At 44.5% G+C, this 20,271-nt stretch carries 21 protein-coding genes; 19 read left to right on the top strand and 2 right to left on the bottom strand.

Features of this window, described 5'->3' with window-relative positions; genetic code table 11:
* Together ACI35L_RS00795 and ACI35L_RS00790 are read left to right on the top strand one after the other, a co-directional pair.
* On the top strand, positions 1-587 hold a 587-nt coding region (locus ACI35L_RS00795), incomplete at its 5' end, for an AMP-binding enzyme (protein ID WP_439802025.1).
* Between the two features lie 359 nt (positions 588-946).
* The gene (locus ACI35L_RS00790) at positions 947-1,828 is read left to right on the top strand and encodes a tyrosine recombinase XerC (protein ID WP_439802024.1); all 882 of its coding nucleotides are present in this window, start codon (positions 947-949) and stop codon (positions 1,826-1,828) included.
* 100 nt (positions 1,829-1,928) lie between these two features.
* On the opposite strand, the gene ACI35L_RS00785 is transcribed toward ACI35L_RS00790, so the two are convergent.
* Together ACI35L_RS00785 and ACI35L_RS00780 are read right to left on the bottom strand one after the other, a co-directional pair.
* Positions 1,929-3,185 carry an Nramp family divalent metal transporter gene (locus tag ACI35L_RS00785; RefSeq protein ID WP_439802023.1) on the bottom strand — a complete coding sequence of 419 codons (1,257 nt, stop codon included), beginning with the start codon at positions 3,183-3,185 and terminating at the stop codon, positions 1,929-1,931.
* A 105-nt stretch (positions 3,186-3,290) separates the two neighbouring features.
* A complete protein-coding gene (locus ACI35L_RS00780; protein WP_439802050.1) occupies positions 3,291-4,295 on the bottom strand; it encodes a DUF2515 family protein in 1,005 nt (334 codons plus the stop codon).
* Positions 4,296-4,348: 53 nt separating this feature from the next.
* On the opposite strand from ACI35L_RS00780, the gene ACI35L_RS00775 reads away from it, so the two are divergent.
* The 17 genes from ACI35L_RS00775 (at position 4,349) to ACI35L_RS00695 (ending at position 20,132) form a co-directional block, all read left to right on the top strand.
* The gene (locus ACI35L_RS00775; RefSeq protein WP_439802022.1) at positions 4,349-4,528 is read left to right on the top strand and encodes a hypothetical protein; all 180 of its coding nucleotides are present in this window, start codon (positions 4,349-4,351) and stop codon (positions 4,526-4,528) included.
* Positions 4,529-4,788: 260 nt separating this feature from the next.
* Positions 4,789-5,943 (top strand): acyl-CoA dehydrogenase family protein, encoded by a 1,155-nt coding sequence (locus ACI35L_RS00770; protein ID WP_439802021.1) that lies wholly within the window; start codon positions 4,789-4,791, stop codon positions 5,941-5,943.
* Positions 5,940-7,046 (top strand): acyl-CoA dehydrogenase family protein, encoded by a 1,107-nt coding sequence (locus ACI35L_RS00765; RefSeq protein ID WP_439802020.1) that lies wholly within the window; start codon positions 5,940-5,942, stop codon positions 7,044-7,046. The genes ACI35L_RS00770 and ACI35L_RS00765 overlap by 4 nt, the downstream gene beginning before the upstream one ends.
* Entirely contained in the window at positions 7,015-7,827 is an 813-nt protein-coding gene (locus ACI35L_RS00760) for an enoyl-CoA hydratase/isomerase family protein (protein WP_049670892.1), read from the top strand. Before ACI35L_RS00765 ends, ACI35L_RS00760 begins: the two co-directional genes overlap by 32 nt.
* Positions 7,828-8,090: 263 nt before the next feature.
* On the top strand, positions 8,091-8,513 hold the full coding sequence (locus ACI35L_RS00755; RefSeq protein ID WP_439802019.1) for an FAS1-like dehydratase domain-containing protein: 423 nt from the start codon (positions 8,091-8,093) through the stop codon (positions 8,511-8,513).
* Complete coding sequence (locus ACI35L_RS00750; protein WP_439802018.1) at positions 8,510-8,890, top strand: MaoC/PaaZ C-terminal domain-containing protein; 381 nt, start codon at positions 8,510-8,512, stop codon at positions 8,888-8,890. Before ACI35L_RS00755 ends, ACI35L_RS00750 begins: the two co-directional genes overlap by 4 nt.
* A gap of 31 nt (positions 8,891-8,921) precedes the next feature.
* Positions 8,922-9,326 (top strand): PaaI family thioesterase, encoded by a 405-nt coding sequence (locus tag ACI35L_RS00745; RefSeq protein ID WP_439802017.1) that lies wholly within the window; start codon positions 8,922-8,924, stop codon positions 9,324-9,326.
* A 123-nt stretch (positions 9,327-9,449) separates the two neighbouring features.
* On the top strand, positions 9,450-10,229 hold the full coding sequence (locus ACI35L_RS00740; RefSeq protein ID WP_439802016.1) for an IclR family transcriptional regulator: 780 nt from the start codon (positions 9,450-9,452) through the stop codon (positions 10,227-10,229).
* Positions 10,230-10,244: 15 nt separating this feature from the next.
* A complete protein-coding gene (locus ACI35L_RS00735) occupies positions 10,245-11,447 on the top strand; it encodes a CaiB/BaiF CoA transferase family protein (protein WP_439802015.1) in 1,203 nt (400 codons plus the stop codon).
* 14 nt (positions 11,448-11,461) lie between these two features.
* Positions 11,462-12,244 carry an enoyl-CoA hydratase/isomerase family protein gene (locus tag ACI35L_RS00730; protein WP_439802014.1) on the top strand — a complete coding sequence of 261 codons (783 nt, stop codon included), beginning with the start codon at positions 11,462-11,464 and terminating at the stop codon, positions 12,242-12,244.
* A 23-nt stretch (positions 12,245-12,267) separates the two neighbouring features.
* Entirely contained in the window at positions 12,268-13,056 is a 789-nt protein-coding gene (locus ACI35L_RS00725; RefSeq protein WP_439802013.1) for an enoyl-CoA hydratase/isomerase family protein, read from the top strand.
* 2 nt (positions 13,057-13,058) lie between these two features.
* Entirely contained in the window at positions 13,059-14,234 is a 1,176-nt protein-coding gene (locus ACI35L_RS00720; RefSeq protein WP_439802012.1) for an acyl-CoA dehydrogenase family protein, read from the top strand.
* 15 nt (positions 14,235-14,249) lie between these two features.
* Positions 14,250-15,128 (top strand): hydroxymethylglutaryl-CoA lyase, encoded by an 879-nt coding sequence (locus tag ACI35L_RS00715; protein ID WP_049670900.1) that lies wholly within the window; start codon positions 14,250-14,252, stop codon positions 15,126-15,128.
* Positions 15,125-16,318: a thiolase family protein gene (locus ACI35L_RS00710; protein ID WP_439802011.1), complete on the top strand. Its 1,194-nt coding sequence runs from the start codon at positions 15,125-15,127 to the stop codon at positions 16,316-16,318. Before ACI35L_RS00715 ends, ACI35L_RS00710 begins: the two co-directional genes overlap by 4 nt.
* A gap of 4 nt (positions 16,319-16,322) precedes the next feature.
* Entirely contained in the window at positions 16,323-17,609 is a 1,287-nt protein-coding gene (locus ACI35L_RS00705) for an acetyl-CoA hydrolase/transferase family protein (protein ID WP_439802010.1), read from the top strand.
* Positions 17,610-17,710: 101 nt separating this feature from the next.
* Entirely contained in the window at positions 17,711-18,814 is a 1,104-nt protein-coding gene (locus ACI35L_RS00700; RefSeq protein ID WP_439802009.1) for a CaiB/BaiF CoA transferase family protein, read from the top strand.
* A gap of 145 nt (positions 18,815-18,959) precedes the next feature.
* A complete protein-coding gene (locus ACI35L_RS00695; RefSeq protein ID WP_439802008.1) occupies positions 18,960-20,132 on the top strand; it encodes an acyl-CoA dehydrogenase family protein in 1,173 nt (390 codons plus the stop codon).
* Positions 20,133-20,271 lie beyond the last annotated feature (139 nt).

Raw genomic sequence — 20,271 nt, 5'->3', positions numbered from 1 at the left:
ACATTAAACCGGGTTCTATGGGTAAGCCCTCTTCAGGTTTTGATATTGCCTTACTCGACAGCGAGGGGAATAGAGTGGAAAGAGGACAAGTGGGTGAAATCTCTGTGAATGCTCATTCTTTCCCTTTCTTCTTCGTAGGTTATTGGAACCAACCTGAAAAGACGAAGGAAAAAATCGGTAAATGGTTTAAAACAGGTGACTTAGCTGCCATTGATAAGGATGGTTACTATTGGTTCCAAGGAAGATTGGATGATATTATTTCGAGTGCGGGTTACAGAATTGGACCTTTCGAGGTGGAAAGCAGTTTGCTTGAACATGAAGCGGTGTCAGAAGCACCCGTAATTGGAAAGCCGGATGCCCATAAAGGAAAAGTGGTTAAGGCTTTTGGTGTATTAATCCCTGTATATCAAGAAACAGAGGAGCTGGCCCATGAATTAATTGACTATGTGAAGAGCCGCTTATCGAAGCATCAATATCCTATAGAAATTGACTTTGTGGAGGAATTACCGAAAACGGCAAGCGGGAAAATTCAAAGATATCTTTTAAAGAAAGATTCCATTCAATCAATAAAAAGAAGGGTAAGCTGAAATGAATCTAATCGGACATACATTCGTCTAGCGAAAGTTAATTTCGTCTGAGAGCCTCTCAGCAACATCCATATTTTAGTGAAAAGGTGTCTTTTGTACAGAATTATCAAAGCCAATAATAAACATTAAATCGATTTGAAAAAAGATTCTGAGATGGCTTCTATCATTAAAGGAGGATTTTATCCATATTCTAGGTTATAAAGAAGCTGCATCACTTAAAATGTTCCCAAATATGAATTTGGGAACATTTTTATGCTATAATATGGGGCATATAGAGAGAGGTGGGGGCATTGCAGGGACAACAGCCTAAGATTGTGAGAGATTTCCTTATTTATTTGACCACGATAAAAGGGAAGTCGATGAGGACTAGAAAAGAGTATGAGTACGATTTAATGCTCTTTTTCAAGTTTTTGAAAGTTACATATGAAGGCCTAGAGGTTGAACAGATAAGTGAAGTGTCCATTCATGACCTTACGATTGAAACAATTCGAGAGATATCATTGGAGGATATTTATCTGTTTATCGAGTATTGTGAGTCTGTTCGAGATAATAGCGCGTCAGCACGGGCTAGGAAGGTGGCGACGCTGAAGTCATTTTTTAAGTATTTGAAGGGGAAGAGAAGACTGATTTCGGATAATATCGCAGAAGAGCTAGAAAGTCCGAAGCTGAGTAAGCGAAATCCGATTTATATGAATCTAGAGGAGGCAAAATGCTTCCTTGGAGGAATTGAGCGTAATCATCATTATTACCGTAACTACTGCATGATGATGTTCTTTTTGAACTTAGGATTACGGGTTTCAGAGCTGTGCAGTCTGAAAATGAATTCTATTCAAGGCAAAGCGCTCCGGATTACAGGTAAAGGGGATAAGGAACGGACGGTATACTTGAATAAGGCATGCCGAGATTCACTTTCGGATTATCTGAAGAATGAGCGAATCAAGGTTCAGAAGGCAGAGACATTGGATTATTTATTCCTCTCTCAAAAGGGAACGAAATTAACACGTCAGCAGGTGGCAAGGATCGTGAAGAAAATCAATGAGCAGTCTGGTCTGCGAAAGGATAAGCTGACTCCCCATAAACTGCGGCATACCTCTGCGACTATCATGTATAAGAGCGGGGCGGACATTCGCAGCCTGCAGCAAATTCTTGGCCACTCCAATATATCCACGACCCAAATCTATACACATCTCGAGGATAAGGAAATCCAACAGGTGATCGACAATAATCCATTTAACTTTTAGAAGACCCTGATACACAGGGTTTTCTTTGGTTTTTACGAGCAAAAATAAAAAAATCTGCTTAACTCTAAAAGAGTTAAGCAGATGTCGTGTAAACGTTTACTCAAAAGAAAATATTGATTAACTCATTTACAGCGAGAACGAGGAAGAGAAGGATACTGACCGATAAAACAACATTGGAAAGCTTTTGGGAACGGTCGACTGTACCGACATACTCTTTTTTGTTAAGAAGGTAGATCAATGTGATAGCCAAAAACGGCATGAAGATCGCTCCAAGTGCTCCGTAGGCGATGATTAATCCAACCGGCTTCCCAAGGAAATGGAGAAGCATAGGCGGGAATGTGAGCCAAAGAACAAAGAAACGATAAGATTTTGTATGGCTTAATTCATCCTTACTAATCTTACTATGGGTGATGGTACGAATGAAATCGGAGAATAGATAAGGAACTCCATTCCATACACCCAATACAGATGTGAAGGAAGCAGACCAGAAACCTATTAAGAATAAATATTTCACAACAGGATGCAGCTCATTTCCGATAATTCCAGCGAAATCTACTAATCCGGTTTCACCGGCAATATTAACATCCGTTCCATATAATAAACCTGCGCCCATAATTAATAAGGATAGCGTAAAGATGGCGGTTGCGATATAAGCTACAGCTGAATCCGCACGGATGACTCGGATAAATGATGGCGTGGTCCATTTCTTTTCCTGAAGCCAGTATCCGTAGGAAGCCATGGTAAGTGATCCGCCTACTCCTCCGATAAGACCAAGTGCATAAAGAAGCGAGCCTTCTGGCAACGCAGGAACCGCTGTCCCTATAACGCCTCCCAGCTGAGGAATGATAATGATTGCACAGCCGACGACTGTGACGAACATAATCCCGATTAATACGTTCATCGCAGATTCAAAGATCTTATATTTGCCTGACCAGACAAGCAAGAAAGCGGCAATACCATGGATGATGGCCCATTGAGTCAATGATAATTGCGGGAAGAGTGCCGACATTGCAAGCGCGCAAGACGCTGTTCCTGCTGCTCCATAGACGAATCCCCAAATGATTGAATAGACGCCGAAGTATCCGGTGGCCCATTTCCCCATCATGTGCCAGCCTTCTAAGATTGTTTTGCCGCTTGTCACATGCCAGCGGCCAACCCCTTCATTTAACGCGAACTTTAATATGGAGCCAATGATAATCGCCCATAAGAAGACGAGACCATAATTCGTCCCGGCAACAAGAGCAGCGACTAGATCACCGGCTCCTACCCCTGTGGCAGCAACGATTAACCCTGGCCCAATGACCGATTTCTTCGAGACAGGTGCTTCAGGCTGCCAATTTGTTTGTTGTGCGTGCATAAATTCCCCCCCGTTTGCTCAAAATCTTTTTGGTGCTCTTCTATTTTCCTATTTTTGTGTAAAAATATCAAATATTTGAATAATTAAATTTTTTGAATCTTAATTTTAAAAAAGAGTGGATACACTTTTAGCCATAACGGCGTATTCAAGCTTCTCAAGTGTACGGCAATACTCTTTCCCAATGTCGCCCTCTACATTAATCTTCGGTTTTTCCAGGTAGGAAAGGACATCTGTATCTTGGAACCAATCCCGTTGTGCTGGTGAAGAATGAGGCGTATCCTTCCAGACATTTTGCCATATGGGGCTATATATCCGAGCCTCCCCTTCCTTAAGTGAACCATTTTTGAATCGGCTGTGCATTCGCTTCCTACCAGGAACCTCCTCATTAACAAGATTGAACAAATGAGACCAAAAATCCATTCGTGAGCCAGTATGGGGAGTTTGGCAAGCCCAGTGAATGGTCCTGTTCAGCGTTTTTTCGTGGAATAAAAGGGCATACAAATCGCGGCCAATTTGAATTCGCTGATGAAGCTCTTCAAACTGATGAATCGTTTTACCCCGCAGTTTTATGCGTTCACCTTCTATTACTAAGGGGAAGATTATTTGATTCATGGACAGGAGATCCTGCAGCATGAATTCAATTTTGTCAAAGACCGTTTTCTTGAATGACCCATTCTTCATAACGGTTTGCTCCAAATGGTTTTGTTCATTCACGACTAATGCCAGAGTAATCAATTCTGAATCATTTCCATCAAGAAAGAAAGGCCAAAGCACCTGCATGAAGACAGATACATGAAAGGCAGGAAGCAGATGGAAATAATTTTTTCGATGCTGTTTTCCTTTCTCATATAGCAGTAACTGAGGGTATGCATCCTCGAAGATAATCCAGTTCCCCCTTTCTAATAAGGCATAGAAATCATCACATTCTTGGCTGCTCATTATTCGCGGAAGAAATGAGCCCCTTAAATCAGTCATATTCCAGCCAGTATTTCGAGAAACCATATGGGCTAAAAGGGACCAATGAATCTCAGGATTTCTTCGATAATAGTCGAGGTAGGCTGTGGTGCGACTGATATTATTCCGATTATGCCGTTTCGTTTCCGCTTGAATATCCTCAACCAGCTTTTCTTCTTTTGCTGAGAGTGAGAGAGGGAGAGGCGGAATTGTCGTATGAAGACGTTCCTTTAAATCCTTTTGAAGCTTCTTATATTTTTTCGGTATTTTTTTGGTATGTAGAAAAATCAGAAACGGCCTCCTTTCATGAACAAAAAGTGCCTATTCCCCTTAATTTATTCCAAATTCCTTTCCTTATACCTATGGGGATTGGCATGCAAATTGCATAGTAAAAAAGCGGATAGCTTCATAGAGAGGAAAGGCCGGGTAAGCAGATGGGATGTGGCGTTCTGGAGAGGCTTAGGAGGCTATATATATGCTCCTACTCGTTTATTTGGATAATACATACCGCTCGAGGCCTTTGGCTTAGCGTTAATAGGAGGCGTGTTATTCTTGTTGTTTGCTAAGCCGGATACACAGCATCCTGTAAAGTCATCACAGTTAAAGGATGCTCTGGAAACGAGAATATGAGAAAGGCTGGTGAAGGAACATGAAAGCATTAGATGTGCCTGTCGTTGTTTTGCCTAATGAGGCAAACGAGCTTCGCCGAGAGGTGCGGGTATTTTTGGAAGCTGAACAAAGGGAGGGACGAATTAAATCCAAATGCGACTGCTGGCTCAGCGGGTTTTCAGCCGATTTTTCCAAAAGGTTAGGGAAAAAGGGCTGGATTGGCATGACATGGCCGAGACAATATGGGGGACATGAGCGGACTTCCTTGGAGCGTTATATTGTTATGGAGGAATTGCTGGCTTTCGGAGCACCGGTTGCCGGACATTGGATTGCAGACAGGCAATCAGGACCGCTTCTTTTGAAGTTTGGGACAGAGGAGCAGAAGCAATTCTTCCTTCCGAGGATCGCAAGTGGTGAAAGCTTCTTTTGCATCGGCTTGAGTGAGCCGAATGCAGGCTCTGACCTTGCAGCCATTCAAACCAGGGCCCGTAAAACAGATGGCGGCTGGCTTTTAAACGGGAGTAAGATATGGACGAGCGGGGCACATTTCTCGCATTATATGATTACCCTTTGCCGCACCGCTGACCAAGACCCTAATGACAGGCATGCAGGCATGAGTCAATTGATTGTCGACTTATCCGCAAAGGGAGTTACCATCCGTCCCATTATTCTCATGACAGGGGAGCATCATTTTAATGAAGTGTTTTTCGAGGATGTATTCATTCCCGACGAGCGATTGATTGGCAAGGAAGGGGATGGCTGGGCACAAGGAATGGCAGAGCTCGCCTATGAAAGAAGCGGGCCAGAACGCTTTCTCAGCACCTTCCCTTTGCTCAATGAATTAATCAATTCCCTGCTTGAGAGCGGAGATCATCATGGGCTGATGGCCGTAAGCAGGCTCGCGGCAAGGCTATGGAGCCTAAGAAATTTATCTCTCGGAATTGCTGTCCAATTGGAGAAGGATGTCCCCTCTAATCTCACCGCATCACTCGTTAAGGATATGGGTACTCAGTTTGAACAGGAAATAGCGGAATTTGCCAGGGACTATACGTCGGTTATCCCGTCTGTTCATTCCACAAACCGCCTGAGCAGGCTGATGGCTGAATCTATCCTGCAATCCCCAGGATTTACGCTAAGGGGCGGAACGACTGAAATCCTGCGGGGAATCATTGCGAAGGGGGTGCTGAAGGCATGAGTGATATGCAAGCCATTATTCTGCAGAGTGCAGAAAAGATATTGTCTAAGCATACAGAAAAAGAAATCATAGACGATGCAGAGAAAGGCCATTTTCCTGCTGACCTTTGGAAAGGCTTGCAGGAATCCGGTCTCCTGTTAATGGGTGTTCGTGAGGAACAAGGAGGTCATGGAGGAGATTGCACTGATGGCTTTAGGCTGATTCAGCTTGCCGGTAAATATTCGGCTCCGATTCCGTTGGCTGAAACACTGATCAGTAATTGGGTGCTGGCTGAGCTGGGCATGGAGGCGAATGATGCGGTTAAGAGTTTATCCTGCTTGTTTGAGCCTGCGAAAAATGGATTAACCTTTGACGGAATCTGCGTTTCCGGTAAGATTCCATCCGTTCCATATGGAAGACATGCAGAATATGTGATTGCCTTTCTAAAAGTTGAACAAGAAATCGAATTACTAAAGATTCCTGTCAGCTTAACGATGATTGAGAAAACGGCAAATCTTGCGGGAGAACCAAGGGATACCCTTCATATCAATCAGCTCGCGCTCCATCAATTAGAGCATATGTCCATTCCAAATGCCGTTTATGAGAGGGCTGCTTTTCTTGGAGCAGCAGCAAGGGTAGCGCAAATGACAGGAGCGATGGAGAGAATCATGGAGTTAGTGATTGAGCATGTGGAAACACGCTATCAATTTGGCCGGCCGCTTTCCCGCCAGCAAGCCATACAGCATCATATCGCTTCCCTTGCCGGAGAGCTTGCCGCCGCCAAGACCGCCTTGCAAAATGCCGTTTCCAGCGTACATGACACCCGTTTTGCTCCTGAAATCGCCTTAGCCAAGATACGCTTGAATGAGGGCGCTGGCCAATTTGCAAAAATTGCCCACCAAATCCTGGCGGCTATCGGCTTTACGCATGAGCACAGCCTTCATTACTCTACAAGGCGACTGTGGTCATATCGGGATGAATTTGGTACAGAAGCAGACTGGTCGAATACATTCGCTCATCACTTGCGAAATTGGGGAGCGAACGGTTTATGGAATTATTTAACCAAGCAAAGGGAAGGGAAAGGGGAAGAACATGAACGATTTACAATTTACCGTTACGAATAATATCGCCCGTATCACTTTGAATCGACCTGAGCAAATGAATGCCTTTAGTGAGGATATGATTCATTCTTGGATCAAGGCTTTAGAGGAAGTACGTGATTCGGATGAGATACATGTTTTGGTGATTTCAGGGAATGGCCGTGCCTTTTGCTCTGGAGGAGACATTAAAGCAATGGCTAGAGGGGATGGATTTTTGAATCATGATGGATCGAATGATTATTCGTCAACCGCTCTCGCTAGAAAGAATTCCTTATGGAAGAATGTCCAGCGCATTCCACTCCTGCTCCAAGAAATTGATATCCCTGTGATTGCTATGCTGCATGGGGCTGCCTTTGGTGCAGGTTTTGATATGGCACTCGCCTGTGATATCCGAATCGCCGCAAAAAGCACAAAAATCGCGGAAAGCTATGTGAAGGCAGGAATAGTACCTGGAGATGGGGCAGCATGGTTTTTGCCGCGGCTGATTGGGACAGATAAAGCACTGGACTTATTATGGAACGGACAAGTACTGACCGCAGAGGAAGCATATCAGCTCGGTCTACTGACCTATGTCATCGATGATTCAGAACTACAATCCTTTACGGATCATTATGTAGAAAGATTGAAAAATGGCCCTAAGGAAACGATGCGGTTCATGAAACGGGCAGTTTATCAAAGCAGACAGCTTGACTTAAAGACTTCTCTTGATATGATTTCATCTGCCATGGGCATCATTACGGAGCTCAAAGATTATGAAGAAGGTGTTCAAGCACTCGTAGAAAAAAGAAAACCGGAATTTTCTTGAGTTTACTTAGAATCCATTGATGACAATGGATTCTTTTTTTTGATTTCGTCAAAAATGTTTTAGGCGGAGGAAACAATCCATTATTCTATCGCATCCATCTATACAAATGTCCGTATTTCAAACAATCCGAGGGCATAAGGCGTCGAAGAATGTCTATCTATTTGATTGGCATAAATCTTGCATGTATTAAATACAAGGAAGAAGCCTCTTAGGAGAATTTCCTTGATTCGTAAATGAATGAATTTCGATAGGAGTGAATCAAAATGGATGCACAATTACTCGAGAAAAAGGGACTTAAGCTTGAAACGTATACATTTGAGGTGGAAAAAGGAAAAATTCGCGAATTTGCCATCGCTATTGGGGATGAGCGGAAGGAATATTTAAATGGGACGAAGATTCTTCCGACATTTCCAACGGTCATTGACTTCTGGGGAGGCGGGTCTTCTACAGCTGACCTTTTAAATTTGGATGTGAAGCGGGTGCTTCACGGGGAACAGGCATATGAGTATACAGGGACCATTCATCCTGGTGACCAGATTACGGTTTCAACCATTGTTGAGGATGTCTATGAGAAATCCTCCATGAACTTTGTCGTATTGAAAAAGGAATATCGGAATCAACATGATGAACTTATCCTGATCAGTCGTTCGACCGTAATCGAGAGGCAAAAGGAGAGAAAAGGATGAACAAGGAAACCATATTTGAATCATTAATCAAGGAACCGGTAACCCATACACAGCTTGTTCGCTATGCAGGAGCCTCAGGTGACTTTAACCCTATTCATACGGTTGTTCCCTTTGCAGAGGAGGCAGGACTTGGCGGAGTGATCGCCCACGGCATGCTGATCATGGGGTTTGTCGGTCAGGCGATTGGCCAATGGGTTTCTGTTGATGACCTCAGGTCCTATAAAGCACGTTTTAAAGCCATGACTCGACCTGGTGAAAGAATAACCGTTAATGGACAAATCCTTCAAGAGAATGCCGATTATTTTACTTGTACAGCAGAAGCGGTGAATGACCAAGGAGAGGTCAAGCTTGTGGCAGAATTTACGGTAAAAAAATGAATGTATAGTTTCATAGAAGGAGGCCGCATGAATGGAATCATTGGATGATGTCAGAAGAATTTTTGAGAATAGTGCCTTCAATAAGCACTTGAATATTCATACAGATATTTTTGAAGAGGGAAATGTGCGCTGCACGCTGCAGGTGCAAAACCAGCATCTTAATGTCAATCAAGCTGTACATGGCGGGGTATTGTTCAGCCTGCTTGATTCGGTTATGGGAGCTACAATCAGGTCTGTGAGCGGGACGCCGTTAGTCACCGTCAATATGTCCATCCATTATCTAGCTGCGGTTCAAGCAGGAGAGAATATCATAGCTAGAGCAGCAATCATCCATTCAGGGAAAAGCATCGTTACGGCTGAAGGTTTTCTAGAGGATGAGGATGGAGCGCTAAAAGCTAAAACGATTGGAACCTTTAAGCTTTTGAGATTATCATAATCTAGGCCATTTTCTATGAGGAATGCACTAATTATCTAAATAATGGGAAATTTTATTGACGAAAAGTTTTTTCGCCTATAAAATTTTGGTATTACCAATATTTTCAATTTGAGGTGTACTCATTTGAATCAAGCAAAGGAAAAACAAAAATATAATGTTCCCGCCCTTGAAAATGCTTTTTCCATTCTCCGCCTGCTTAGCCGAAACCGCTTCAAGGAATCAACCATTACAGAAATATCAAATGCCCTACATTTGAACCCAGCGACCTGTTATCGATTGCTCCGTGTCATGGAGGAGATGGCTGTTGTGCGTTACATGGAGGATAAAAAGCGCTATACGCTTGGGCCGTATCTCGTTGTTTTGGGTGAGCGTGCAAAAGAACATCTTGATTACCTCCTTATCATTCAGCCTTATCTTGAAAGACTGGCAAAGGACACACAGATGACCGCAATCCTCGTCAATAAGATTAACGACCGAAAGCTTGCCATCGTCAGCAAGGCTGAGGCAAGCGATTTCGGTGTTACGGTTTCAGTCGGCCGGCACTTTTCGATTTCTGACGGATCTTTCGGACTTTGCCTTTTAGCCTATCTGGATAAGGAAAAGAGGAAAGACATTCTGCATGCAGGTACGGGGCTTAAAACCTATACCGAGACAGAAATCGAAGCAATGGAAAAGGAGTTAGATACGCTAAAAAAACGCGGATACCACATCACATACGGGGAGTATGTAAAAGGGTTATGCGGGATAGCGGCGCCACTCTTGACACATGGAGATAAGGTTGAAATGTCGATTGAACTGATTGGCTTTACCTCTCGGCACGATAAGGCAGATTTAGAGGGAAAGGGATTATTGATCAAGGAAGCGGCAATGGAAATCAGCCGGAAGCTAAAGGGAGATGAATGAAAAGGAGACGGCAAAATGGGAGCTCTAACCGGTATTAAGGTATTAGATTTAACGAGACTTCTTCCAGGTCCTTATTGTACGCTCATGCTTGCTGATTACGGAGCAGAAGTCATCAAAATCGAAGAGCCTGGAAGAGGAGATTACATACGCTCCAGAAAACCAGCTGTCAATGGCATTGGGGCTAGACACTTGACAGTCAACCGCAATAAACGAAGTGTGGAGCTGAATCTGAAAACAGAAGCTGGAATTGCTATATTCAACAAAATGGCAGGAGAAGCTGACGTCATTATTGAGGGCTTCAGGCCGGGTGTCATGGACAGACTCGGAATCGGCTATGAAGAAATCGCAAAGATTAATCCAGGAATTGTGTATTGTTCCTTGACAGGTTATGGACAAACAGGCCCTTATCGTTTACTCCCAGGCCATGACATCAATTATGCAGGATACACCGGAATCCTCTCTCTTAATGGTGAGAAGGATGGAAAGCCTGTGATACCTGGCGTTCAAATAGCTGATATCGGAGGCGGGTCGCTCATGGCCTTATCCGGCATTCTGATGGCTTTATTACATAAAGAAAAAACAGGCAAGGGGCAATACATTGATATATCCATGGCAGACGGGGCTGTCACCTGGCTGTATGCAGCAGCCTCCGATTATTTTGTCACGGATGATGTTCCGGAAAGAGGCAAAAACCGGCTTGATGGCCAATTTGCCTACTATCAGCTCTATGAGACGAAGGACGGTCAATACCTATCAGTAGGCGCATCGGAAAAGAAGTTTTGGGATCGCTTCTGCGAGCTGGTAGAAAGGCCAGACTGGAAGCCGCTTCACGAAGGGGATGAGCACGTTCAAACACAATTAAAAGAGGATTTGACTGCTTTATTCCTAGAAAGAACGAAGGAGCAATGGATGGATCTGTTATCTATGGAGGATACATGTATTGGACCGGTTAATGACATGAGGGAGGCCTTCTCCGACCCGCATATCCAAGCAAGAGAAATGCTGACAGAGCAAGATCATCCTATTGCGGGTGTGACCAAACAGATTGGTTTTCCGATTAAATTCTCTGAAACACCTGGCAAACTGTATGCCCATGCACCTATCCTCGGAGAACATACGGCTGAATACTTGACCAGCTTAGGATATACAGAGGAGGAAATAAGGGAGCTGCAGCGCGAGAATGTCATAGGGAGCCACCCATCTATCCAACAATCATAAGGGAGGAATAGTCGTTGAATCATGTCCATTATAACCGATTAGGAACCAATCAGGACATTGCGGAAATCATTCTTGACCGCCCGAAAGCGCGAAATGCCTTTACGACAGATATGGCGAAAGAAATTCTTGAACTTTGCCAAACGATTCATCATAGCGAGGCAAGAGTGGTCCTCATCCGCTCATCAACTGAAGGGGCCTTCTGTTCCGGTGCTGACCTAAAGGAACGGAATGGGATGAGTGAGGAGGAGTGGAAGGAACAGCATGAGCTGTTTGAGGCTATGTTTCATCAAATACAGGATATGAAGCAGCCTGTCATCGCCGTTGTTGACGGCTACGCACTTGCGGGAGGCTTTGAAATTGTCCTTAACTGTGATTTTATTATTGCTACAAAGCATGCTGTTTTTGGCCTGCCGGAGGTCACAAGGGGAATCATGCCGGGCGGTGGAGGAACAAGACTTCTATCGAGAAGAATTCCGATCCATAAGGCGAAGGAATGGATTTTGACCGGAAAAAAAGTCCCTGCACGAGAAGCTGAAGCATGCGGATTAATCAATCTCCTTACGACAAGAGAAAAAATGAAAGAGGAATCCGTTGCCTTTGCTGAGAAAATCGCTTTGAATGCTCCGCTTGCCGTTCAATATTGCAAAGCCTCCATTGATGAACTTTACAGCATGAATGAAAAAGAGGCACGTGAGGTTGAAATTGATTTTTACAACCGCTGTGTAAATACAAAGGATCGTCTTGAGGGTGTCAGGGCATTTGTGGAGAAAAGGCAGCCGCAATTTATCGGCGAGTAATGAAGAAAGGCGGAACGAATTTCATGGGGTATGAAACGATAACGATAGACACGTCGGGTGGCGTGTGTACCGTCAGGCTGAACCGGCCTGAAGTGAGGAATGCTCTTGGTCTTGAGACCCGTTATGAATTAAGGGATTTTTTCACGAAAGCAGGTGAGGATGAATCAATCCGCTGCATCATTCTCACTGGCAATGGTCCAGCCTTTTCGGCAGGGGGAGATTTAAGTCAAATGGAGGGACTGGATCCATTCAAGGGCAGGAAGAGGCTCCAAAGCGGCCATGCCATGATTCAATCAATGATTCAGCTGGAGAAACCGATTATTGCAGCAGTCAATGGGGCTGCAGCGGGAGCGGGCGTCAGTATGGCTCTTGCCTGTGACATGATTCTTTCTTGCAGCAGTGCTGTCTATATTCAAAGCTTTGTCAAGGTAGGTCTTATCCCAGATTTAGGGTCAATCTATTTTCTGCCGAGGTTGATTGGCAGACATAAGGCCATGGAACTGATGATGACTGGCGAGAGAATTACAGCGGATGAAGCTCATAGGCTAGGTCTGATTAACCGGGTGGTTAATGATGAAATGTTGATGGAGGAAGCACAAAAGCTCGCGCGAAGACTTGCTGACGGGCCAGCCCATTCCATCGGGTTAACAAAAAAGCTTATCAATAGGAGCATTCTTGCTGATCTTGAACACACATTAGAGGAGGAAGGATTGGCCCAAGGAATCTGTTTTCATTCAGATGACTTTAGCGAAGGAAGGAATGCCTTTTTTGAGAAGAGAAAACCAAATTTCCGGTTAAGGGTGGAGGAATGAGGATGAATGCATCAGAGCATAAGGAACAGGCCAAATTTCATGACGAACTACGTCAAAGTGTGCGCAGCATATGCGCTAAATACCCAGATGAGTATTGGCGGAAATTAGACGCTGAATTAGCCTACCCTGAAGAATTTGTGGATGATATTACGAAGAATGGCTTCCTCGCAGCTCTTATTCCAGAGGAGTACGGCGGCTCAGGACTCGGAATTATGGAGGCTTCCATTATTCTTGAGGAGATTAACCGCTCTGGTGGAAACGCAGGTGCCTGCCATGCACAAATGTATACGATGGGAACACTGCTTCGTCATGGAAGTTTAGCACAAAAGCGTCAATACCTCCCTAAGATTGCCGATGGTACCCTTCGGCTGCAGGCCTTTGGGGTAACGGAGCCTAACACAGGCACGGACACGACAAAGCTTCGAACCTTTGCTGAAAGAGTCGGAGATAAATATATCGTCAATGGACAGAAGGTATTTATTTCGCGCGCAGAGCATTCTGATCTGATGATTCTCTTGGTCCGCACAACACCATTGGAGCAAGTCAAAAAGAAAACGGATGGTCTATCCGTCTTATTAGTAGATTTAAAAGAAGCAATAGGTAATGGTCTGACCATCAAACCAATCCGTACCATGATGAATCATGCAACGACAGAGCTCTTCATGGAAGACATGGAGGTTCCGGCAGAGAACTTAATCGGTGAAGAAGGAAGAGGCTTTCGCTATATTCTTGATGGCATGAATGCGGAAAGAATCTTGATTGCGGCTGAGTGTATCGGAGATGGAAGATGGTTTATTGACCGAGCGGCTGATTACTCAAAGCAAAGAATAGTCTTTAATCGGCCTATTGGACAAAACCAAGGTATTCAATTTCCTATTGCCAAATCTCATATTCAAATAGAAGCGGCTGACCTTATGAGAATAAAGGCAGCGGAATTATTCGACCGAGGTGAATCATGCGGTGCTGAGGCGAATATGGCGAAATTGCTTGCGGCTGATGCCTCATGGGAAGCAGCCAATGTAGCCATGCAGACACATGGAGGTTTTGGATTCACGGAGGAATATGATATTGAACGGAAATTCAGGGAAACAAGACTTTATCAGGTTGCTCCGATATCTACAAACCTCATTTTGTCCTATGTATCCGAACATGTACTAGGCATGCCAAGATCTTATTAAACGGGAGGAAATACAATGATTTTTCCAAAAGATGTCGAGATTATTGAGGTTGGTCCGAGAGACGGCCTGCAGAATGAACCAAATCCCATCACGACTGACGAGAAGAAAGAATTGATTAATCGATTAGCTGAATCAGGCTTTAAACGAATAGAGACGGCTTCCTTTGTCCATCCAAAATGGGTGCCGCAAATGGCTGATTCCGAGGAAATAGCCGCCTACTGCAATGAGCTTGGTCTGACGTATATTGCACTAACTCCAAATATGATAGCTTTGGAGAGAGCTCTTGCTATGGATGTTCCTCAAGTTGCTGTCTTTATCGGAGCAAGCAATGAATTCAATAAACGAAATGTAAACCGGACAACAGACGAATCGCTCAAAGAGGCAGAAAGGCTGATCAAGGGAGCCAAACAGGAGGGGAAATTTGTCAGGGCTTATATTTCGATGGCTTTTAAGTGTCCATTCCAAGGCTATGTTTCCTTTGAAGAGGTTGACCGAGTTTGCAGCCGGTTCGTTGATTTAGGTGTTGATGAGGTCGACATCGGGGATACAAACGGTCAGGCTGATCCAAAGTTTGTCTATGAACGCTTTGCCAGATTAACAGATCAATATCCTGACCAGACATTTGTGGCCCATTTCCACGATACGAACAAAATGGCGCTTGCGAATGTAATCGCTTCCATGCAAGCAGGAATTACGAAGTTTGACAGCTCGGCAGGCGGGCTTGGAGGCTGTCCATATTCTCCAGGTGCTACCGGCAATATAGCCAGTGAGAGAATTGTGCACATGGTGGAGGAAATGGGCTGTGCAACAGGCATTAATCCGCTAAAACTCCGAGAAGCGGCTCAATTTGCAAAAGGGTTGTCGAGCACCCAGCTGAAGGAGGAAATAATTTGAAAAATCCTGTCATTATTGATTCTGTCCGAACGGCTGTCGGTCGAATGGGCGGTGCGTTAAAGGATGTAGAAGTAGATTATTTAGCCGCGAAGGTCATCAATGAGATTGTCGCTCGAACAGGGATTGATGCTAATACGGTCGATGAGGTCATCCTTGGACAGGCAAAGCAAAGCACGGATTCTCCTAATCTCGCGAGGCTTGCCCTATTAAGAGCAGGCCTGCCAATAGAAGTATCAGGCTACACAGTTCATCGTCAATGCGGCTCCGGGCTCCAGTCAATGAACAATGCCCATCAGCAAATCATGTGCGAGTTTGCGGATGTCATTATTGCTGGCGGTGCGGAGAGTATGAGTACGGCACCGTTTTATTTACGTAATGCCCGCTATGGCTATGGGGCAGGAAATGGGCTGCTCCTTGACCCAAATACGGAAAGCCAGCCAAGAGCACAGCCGATGGAAACATATGGTCCTCTTACAATGGGAATGACTGCTGAAAACTTGGCTGAGCATTATCAAATATCAAGGACAGAACAAGATGAATTTGCCCTAAGGAGTCAGGAAAATGCCAAGAAGGCCATTGTGAGCGGATTATTTGAAGAGCAAATAGTTCCTTATGAGCTGAAGACAAAAACCGGAATTGTCGAGTTCAAGGTGGATGAGCATCCTCGTGAAACAACACTAGAGAAACTATCCTCTTTAAAAGCTGTTTTTAAAGAGAATGGAACCGTAACTGCCGGTAACTCAAGCGGAAGAAATGACGGAGCAGGTGTCATCTTGATGATGTCTGAGGAAGCCAGCTTGAACTATGAGCTGAAGCCAAAAGCCCGAATAATCGCCCAGGCGACTGCCGGCGTCTCTCCTGAGATCATGGGAATTGGTCCTGCTCCCTCGACAAGAAAGGCGTTGAAGCAAGCGGACCTTAAGCTTGAGGAAATCGGCTTAATTGAACTAAATGAAGCATTTGCGGCACAATCTCTTGCGGTAATCAAGGAGCTTTCCCTTGATATCGAGAAGGTAAACGTAAATGGCGGCGCTATTGCACTTGGCCATCCATTAGGCGGAACTGGAGGGGTACTTATGACGAAGCTTCTTCACGAAATGGAGCGAAGAGGAGAAAAATACGGCATGGTGACTCTATGTATCGGCGGAGGCCTCGGTATAACGACCATCATAGAAAACATGCAGGTGTAAGGGGATGACTCTCTCAAATTGGCTTAGTGAATATACGAGGCGGCAGCTTAGGGCTGACGAAGCTATTTCTGTTATCCAATCACATGATAGAGTCTTTCTTGCTCCCTTTTGCAATGAACCTCAAACACTAGTGGAAGAATTGGTCCGCCAAAAGGACCGATTCGAAGAAACCGTTCTTTATACACTCAATATCGGCAGTCCCTGTCTTTATGCAGAGCCGGAATGTCAGTCTCATTTTATCATTCATAGCTTTCTGCATTCAGCAAAGCTTCAAAAAGCCCATTCTCATAACTTCTGTGAATACCTGCCTGTAAATTTATCTCAGATTCCAATATGGCTCGAAGAAAATCCTGTTGATGCTGCGCTTATTCAAGTGACACCGCCTGATGAGCATGGCAGCTGTCATTTAGGCATTTCAGTAGATATTATCCATTCCCTCATTAAACATGCGAAGGTCGTTATCGCACAAGTGAATGAGATGCTGCCTATTACAAATGGGGATGGCACCGTTAATGTTTGCGAAATCGACTATTTTGTTTTATCTAATCGGCCAATGCTTGAAGTTCAATCAGCAGAGGGGAGAAAAGAAGAAATCATCATAGGGAAATATGTAGCTGAATTAATCCCCAATCAGGCCACTATCCAGGTAGGAGTAGGACGCCTTGCAGATCGTATTCTCAGCTCTTTAGAAGGCAAGAACCATCTTGGCATCCACTCCGGCTCCATTACAGACAAGGTTGTGGACCTTATCGAATCAGGTGTTGTGACAAATGCCTATAAAGAAATAGACCAAAACGAAACCATTTGCACAACCTTGACGGGAACGAAGAGATTATATGATTTTGCTCATCATAATGAAGCCATTCAGCTTAAAGGGGTAGAGTACACTCATAATCCGGCTGTCATTGCCCAAATCAGTCAGTTTTGCTCCATCAACTCAGCACTGGAGGTAGATCTTTTAGGCAATGTCAATGCTGAGCAGGTCGGAAAATATCCTGTCGGAGGAGTCGGCGGGCAAATGGATTTCATCATAGGTTCCCGTCTTTCGAAGGGCGGTCGTTCTATTATTGCGCTGCCTTCAACTGCCAGGGGAGGAACGGAATCAAGAATCAAGCTTACTGCCTCATCTATTACATCAGTCAAATCAGAGATTGATTTTGTTGTGACAGAATATGGGATTGCTAGTCTATTCGGGAAAACAGTTAAAGAAAGATGTACAGAACTGCTTGCGATTGTTCATCCGGCCTTCAAGGAGGATCTACAATGGCAGCTGAATCAAATAGTCTCCTGAATGAAAGTCTAAGAGATTATGTGGAAAGCCTATATACAAAATACTGTATTCAGCTATTGTGAATGATAACCAGTAAAAAATCTGAAAGGCAGTTGATTACTATGCTACAGGGAATTCGTATATTGGATTTCACGCAATATTTACCCGGCCCGCATGCCACGCACCGGCTGGCGGACATGGGAGCGGAAGTGATCAAGATAGAGGCTCCATTTGGTGACCCGGCTCGTTTCTCCTTGGATGAAAATGAACAAAGCCCGGTATTTCTTGCCCAAAATCGGAAAAAGAAAAGTGTTGTCTTAAACTTGAAGGATTCATCTGACCGGGAATCAGCGCTCGAGCTAGCACGAGAGGCAGATATACTTATTGAAGGATTCAGACCTGGTGTGGCATCACGAATCGGTATCGGATATGACGAAATCAAGCAGGTGAATCCAGAAATTATTTACTGCTCTTTGACTGGGTATGGCCAAACCGGCCCCCTCAGTCATCTTGGAGGCCATGATATCAACTATATGGCCTTAAGCGGTATGCTCGCTCAAATGAAGGACGAAAACGGCAAGCCTCATCTTCCTAGCAATACACTAGCTGATTTTATAGGGGGAATCAGTGCAAGTGAAGCGATATTAGCTGCTTTAGTGAAGAAAATGCAGACCGGGGCTGGCTCCTATATTGACCTGGCTATAACGAAATCACTGCTTCCGCTTATGTCTAATCATGTTCTAATTGAAAGTTTGACCGGTGAAAAACATGGGGTGGAGAAGTTAAACAGCGTGTTTGTTTGTTATACCCTGTACGAAACAGCTGACCATCGCTATATCTCACTTGGAGCACTTGAGCAGAAATTCTGGCATAACTTTTGTGATGCCCTGGGCCGCGAAGAATGGAAGAGCAAGCAATTCTCAAAGGCCTTACCTGGAGATCCAGTCTATGAAGAAATCTCCGCGGCCATTAAAGAGAAAACGCTAAAGGAATGGTCTCAATTTGCCCTTAAGGTGGATTGCTGCATGGCGCCTGTCCTTGAATCGGATGATCTTGCCTATGCGGATGGATTAAAGGAATGGAACCTGATCAGTGACAATGGCTCCTATCGTTATATGGCCAATCAATTTACTGGCTTGTCAGAATCAACTCGTGATACGGAACCTCCTGCTCTAGGAGCACACACAAAAGAATGCCTTAGCAAATTCACTCATGGAGGAAGTTGACTTCGTTAGGATACACAGTCGGACAGTTTCAGGTAATCAATAGGCGTTTGACGTAAATGAGAAGATATTTCAGATAGTGGTACATTTTTAGAAGAATGGTTGAAGAATATCAAATTTATACAATACCCAAGAAAGGGAGATATACATGAATTTTTCTCTAAGCGATGAACTGATTGAAATGAAGAAGTCCATAAGGGATTTTATTGACCATACGGTAGATCCACTCGCCCAGCAAATTGAACAGGATGACGAGATACCAGAGAAGATCATGAGCATGAGCAAGGAGCTGGGTCTATTCGGACTCAGCATCCCTGAAGAATACGGGGGCATTGGGATAGATATGGTCGGTAAATGTGCCCTCTATGAAGAAATAGGGCGTACCTCGAATGGCTATACAACCGTGATTGGGGCCCATACAGGCATCGGTTCAGTGGGGATTGTTGAAATGGGAACTGAGCAGCAGAAGAAGCAGTATTTGCCGGACATGGCGAAAGGAGACCGAATCGGTGCCTTTGCCCTGACAGAGCCTAGCGCAGGTTCAAATGCAGCGGCCTTAAAAACCACCGCGGTCAAAAAAGGGGATAAGTATATCTTAAACGGCTCTAAGCATTACATCACAAACGGCCCAATTGCAGATGTGTTCACAGTTATGGCTGTCACAGACCGGGACAAAGGCGCAAAAGGGATTACATCCTTTATCATTGAAAAGGATTTTCCTGGGTTTGTCGTCGGCAAAACAGAAGAGAAGATGGGACTGCGCGGTTCGCATTCGTCTGAAATTTTCTTTGAGGATTGTGAGGTCCCCGATGATAACGTGCTTGGAACAGAGGGGCTTGGCTACATAAATGCGCTGAAAATTTTGGCTAACGGACGAGCGGGGCTTGCCGCCCGAAATCTTGGCTCCTGCCAAAAGCTGCTTGAGCTTTCCACTAAATATGCACATGAGCGCGAACAGTTCGCAAAGCCGATTTTCGAGCAGCAAATCATTCAGCATTATCTCGCTGAAATTGCTCTTGATACGGAAACGCTCCGATCCATGACATACAGGGTTGCCTGGATGGTTGACCAAGGGATGAATGTGATTAAGGAAGCGGCCATGGCAAAGCTCCTCGGATCAGAAATCTATAACCGTATTGCTGACAAAGCCGTTCAAATCCATGGGGGTATTGGGTATATCAAGGAATTCCCGATTGAACGCTATTACCGTGACGCCCGCATCACGAAAATTTATGAAGGAACCTCTGAAATTCAGAAGAACATTATCGCTGCTCAGCTTCATAAGGAATATGAGAAGAACACAAGGGTTACACAGGTATAAGCAATTGCTTATGATGGTCGGGTAAGCATGTGAAGGAGAATGACACATTCATTTTTAAAACGGTTCCCATGCTTGGAGCCGTTATTCTTTTGCTGAAAAAAATTCTATGTGAGATTCCCTGTCAATTAGCGTGCAAAAT

The sequence above is a fragment of the Pradoshia sp. genome, assembly GCF_051873915.1.
Lineage (GTDB): Bacteria > Bacillota > Bacilli > Bacillales > Pradoshiaceae > Pradoshia.
Note: the sequence above shows the minus strand (reverse complement) of the source record. Positions and strands in the feature narration are given on the sequence as shown.

What these genes read in the sequence shown, in the direction of transcription:
- ACI35L_RS00790 (WP_439802024.1), top strand. Translation starts at nt 947, where the DNA reads ATGAGGACTAGAAAAGAGTATGAGTACGATTTAATGCTCTTTTTCAAG.
- ACI35L_RS00785 (WP_439802023.1), bottom strand. Translation starts at nt 3,185, where the DNA reads ATGCACGCACAACAAACAAATTGGCAGCCTGAAGCACCTGTCTCGAAG.
- ACI35L_RS00770 (WP_439802021.1), top strand. Translation starts at nt 4,789, where the DNA reads ATGAAAGCATTAGATGTGCCTGTCGTTGTTTTGCCTAATGAGGCAAAC.
- ACI35L_RS00765 (WP_439802020.1), top strand. Translation starts at nt 5,940, where the DNA reads ATGAGTGATATGCAAGCCATTATTCTGCAGAGTGCAGAAAAGATATTG.
- ACI35L_RS00760 (WP_049670892.1), top strand. Translation starts at nt 7,015, where the DNA reads ATGAACGATTTACAATTTACCGTTACGAATAATATCGCCCGTATCACT.
- ACI35L_RS00755 (WP_439802019.1), top strand. Translation starts at nt 8,091, where the DNA reads ATGGATGCACAATTACTCGAGAAAAAGGGACTTAAGCTTGAAACGTAT.
- ACI35L_RS00750 (WP_439802018.1), top strand. Translation starts at nt 8,510, where the DNA reads ATGAACAAGGAAACCATATTTGAATCATTAATCAAGGAACCGGTAACC.
- ACI35L_RS00745 (WP_439802017.1), top strand. Translation starts at nt 8,922, where the DNA reads ATGGAATCATTGGATGATGTCAGAAGAATTTTTGAGAATAGTGCCTTC.
- ACI35L_RS00735 (WP_439802015.1), top strand. Translation starts at nt 10,245, where the DNA reads ATGGGAGCTCTAACCGGTATTAAGGTATTAGATTTAACGAGACTTCTT.
- ACI35L_RS00725 (WP_439802013.1), top strand. Translation starts at nt 12,268, where the DNA reads ATGGGGTATGAAACGATAACGATAGACACGTCGGGTGGCGTGTGTACC.
- ACI35L_RS00720 (WP_439802012.1), top strand. Translation starts at nt 13,059, where the DNA reads ATGAATGCATCAGAGCATAAGGAACAGGCCAAATTTCATGACGAACTA.
- ACI35L_RS00715 (WP_049670900.1), top strand. Translation starts at nt 14,250, where the DNA reads ATGATTTTTCCAAAAGATGTCGAGATTATTGAGGTTGGTCCGAGAGAC.
- ACI35L_RS00705 (WP_439802010.1), top strand. Translation starts at nt 16,323, where the DNA reads ATGACTCTCTCAAATTGGCTTAGTGAATATACGAGGCGGCAGCTTAGG.
- ACI35L_RS00700 (WP_439802009.1), top strand. Translation starts at nt 17,711, where the DNA reads ATGCTACAGGGAATTCGTATATTGGATTTCACGCAATATTTACCCGGC.
- ACI35L_RS00695 (WP_439802008.1), top strand. Translation starts at nt 18,960, where the DNA reads ATGAATTTTTCTCTAAGCGATGAACTGATTGAAATGAAGAAGTCCATA.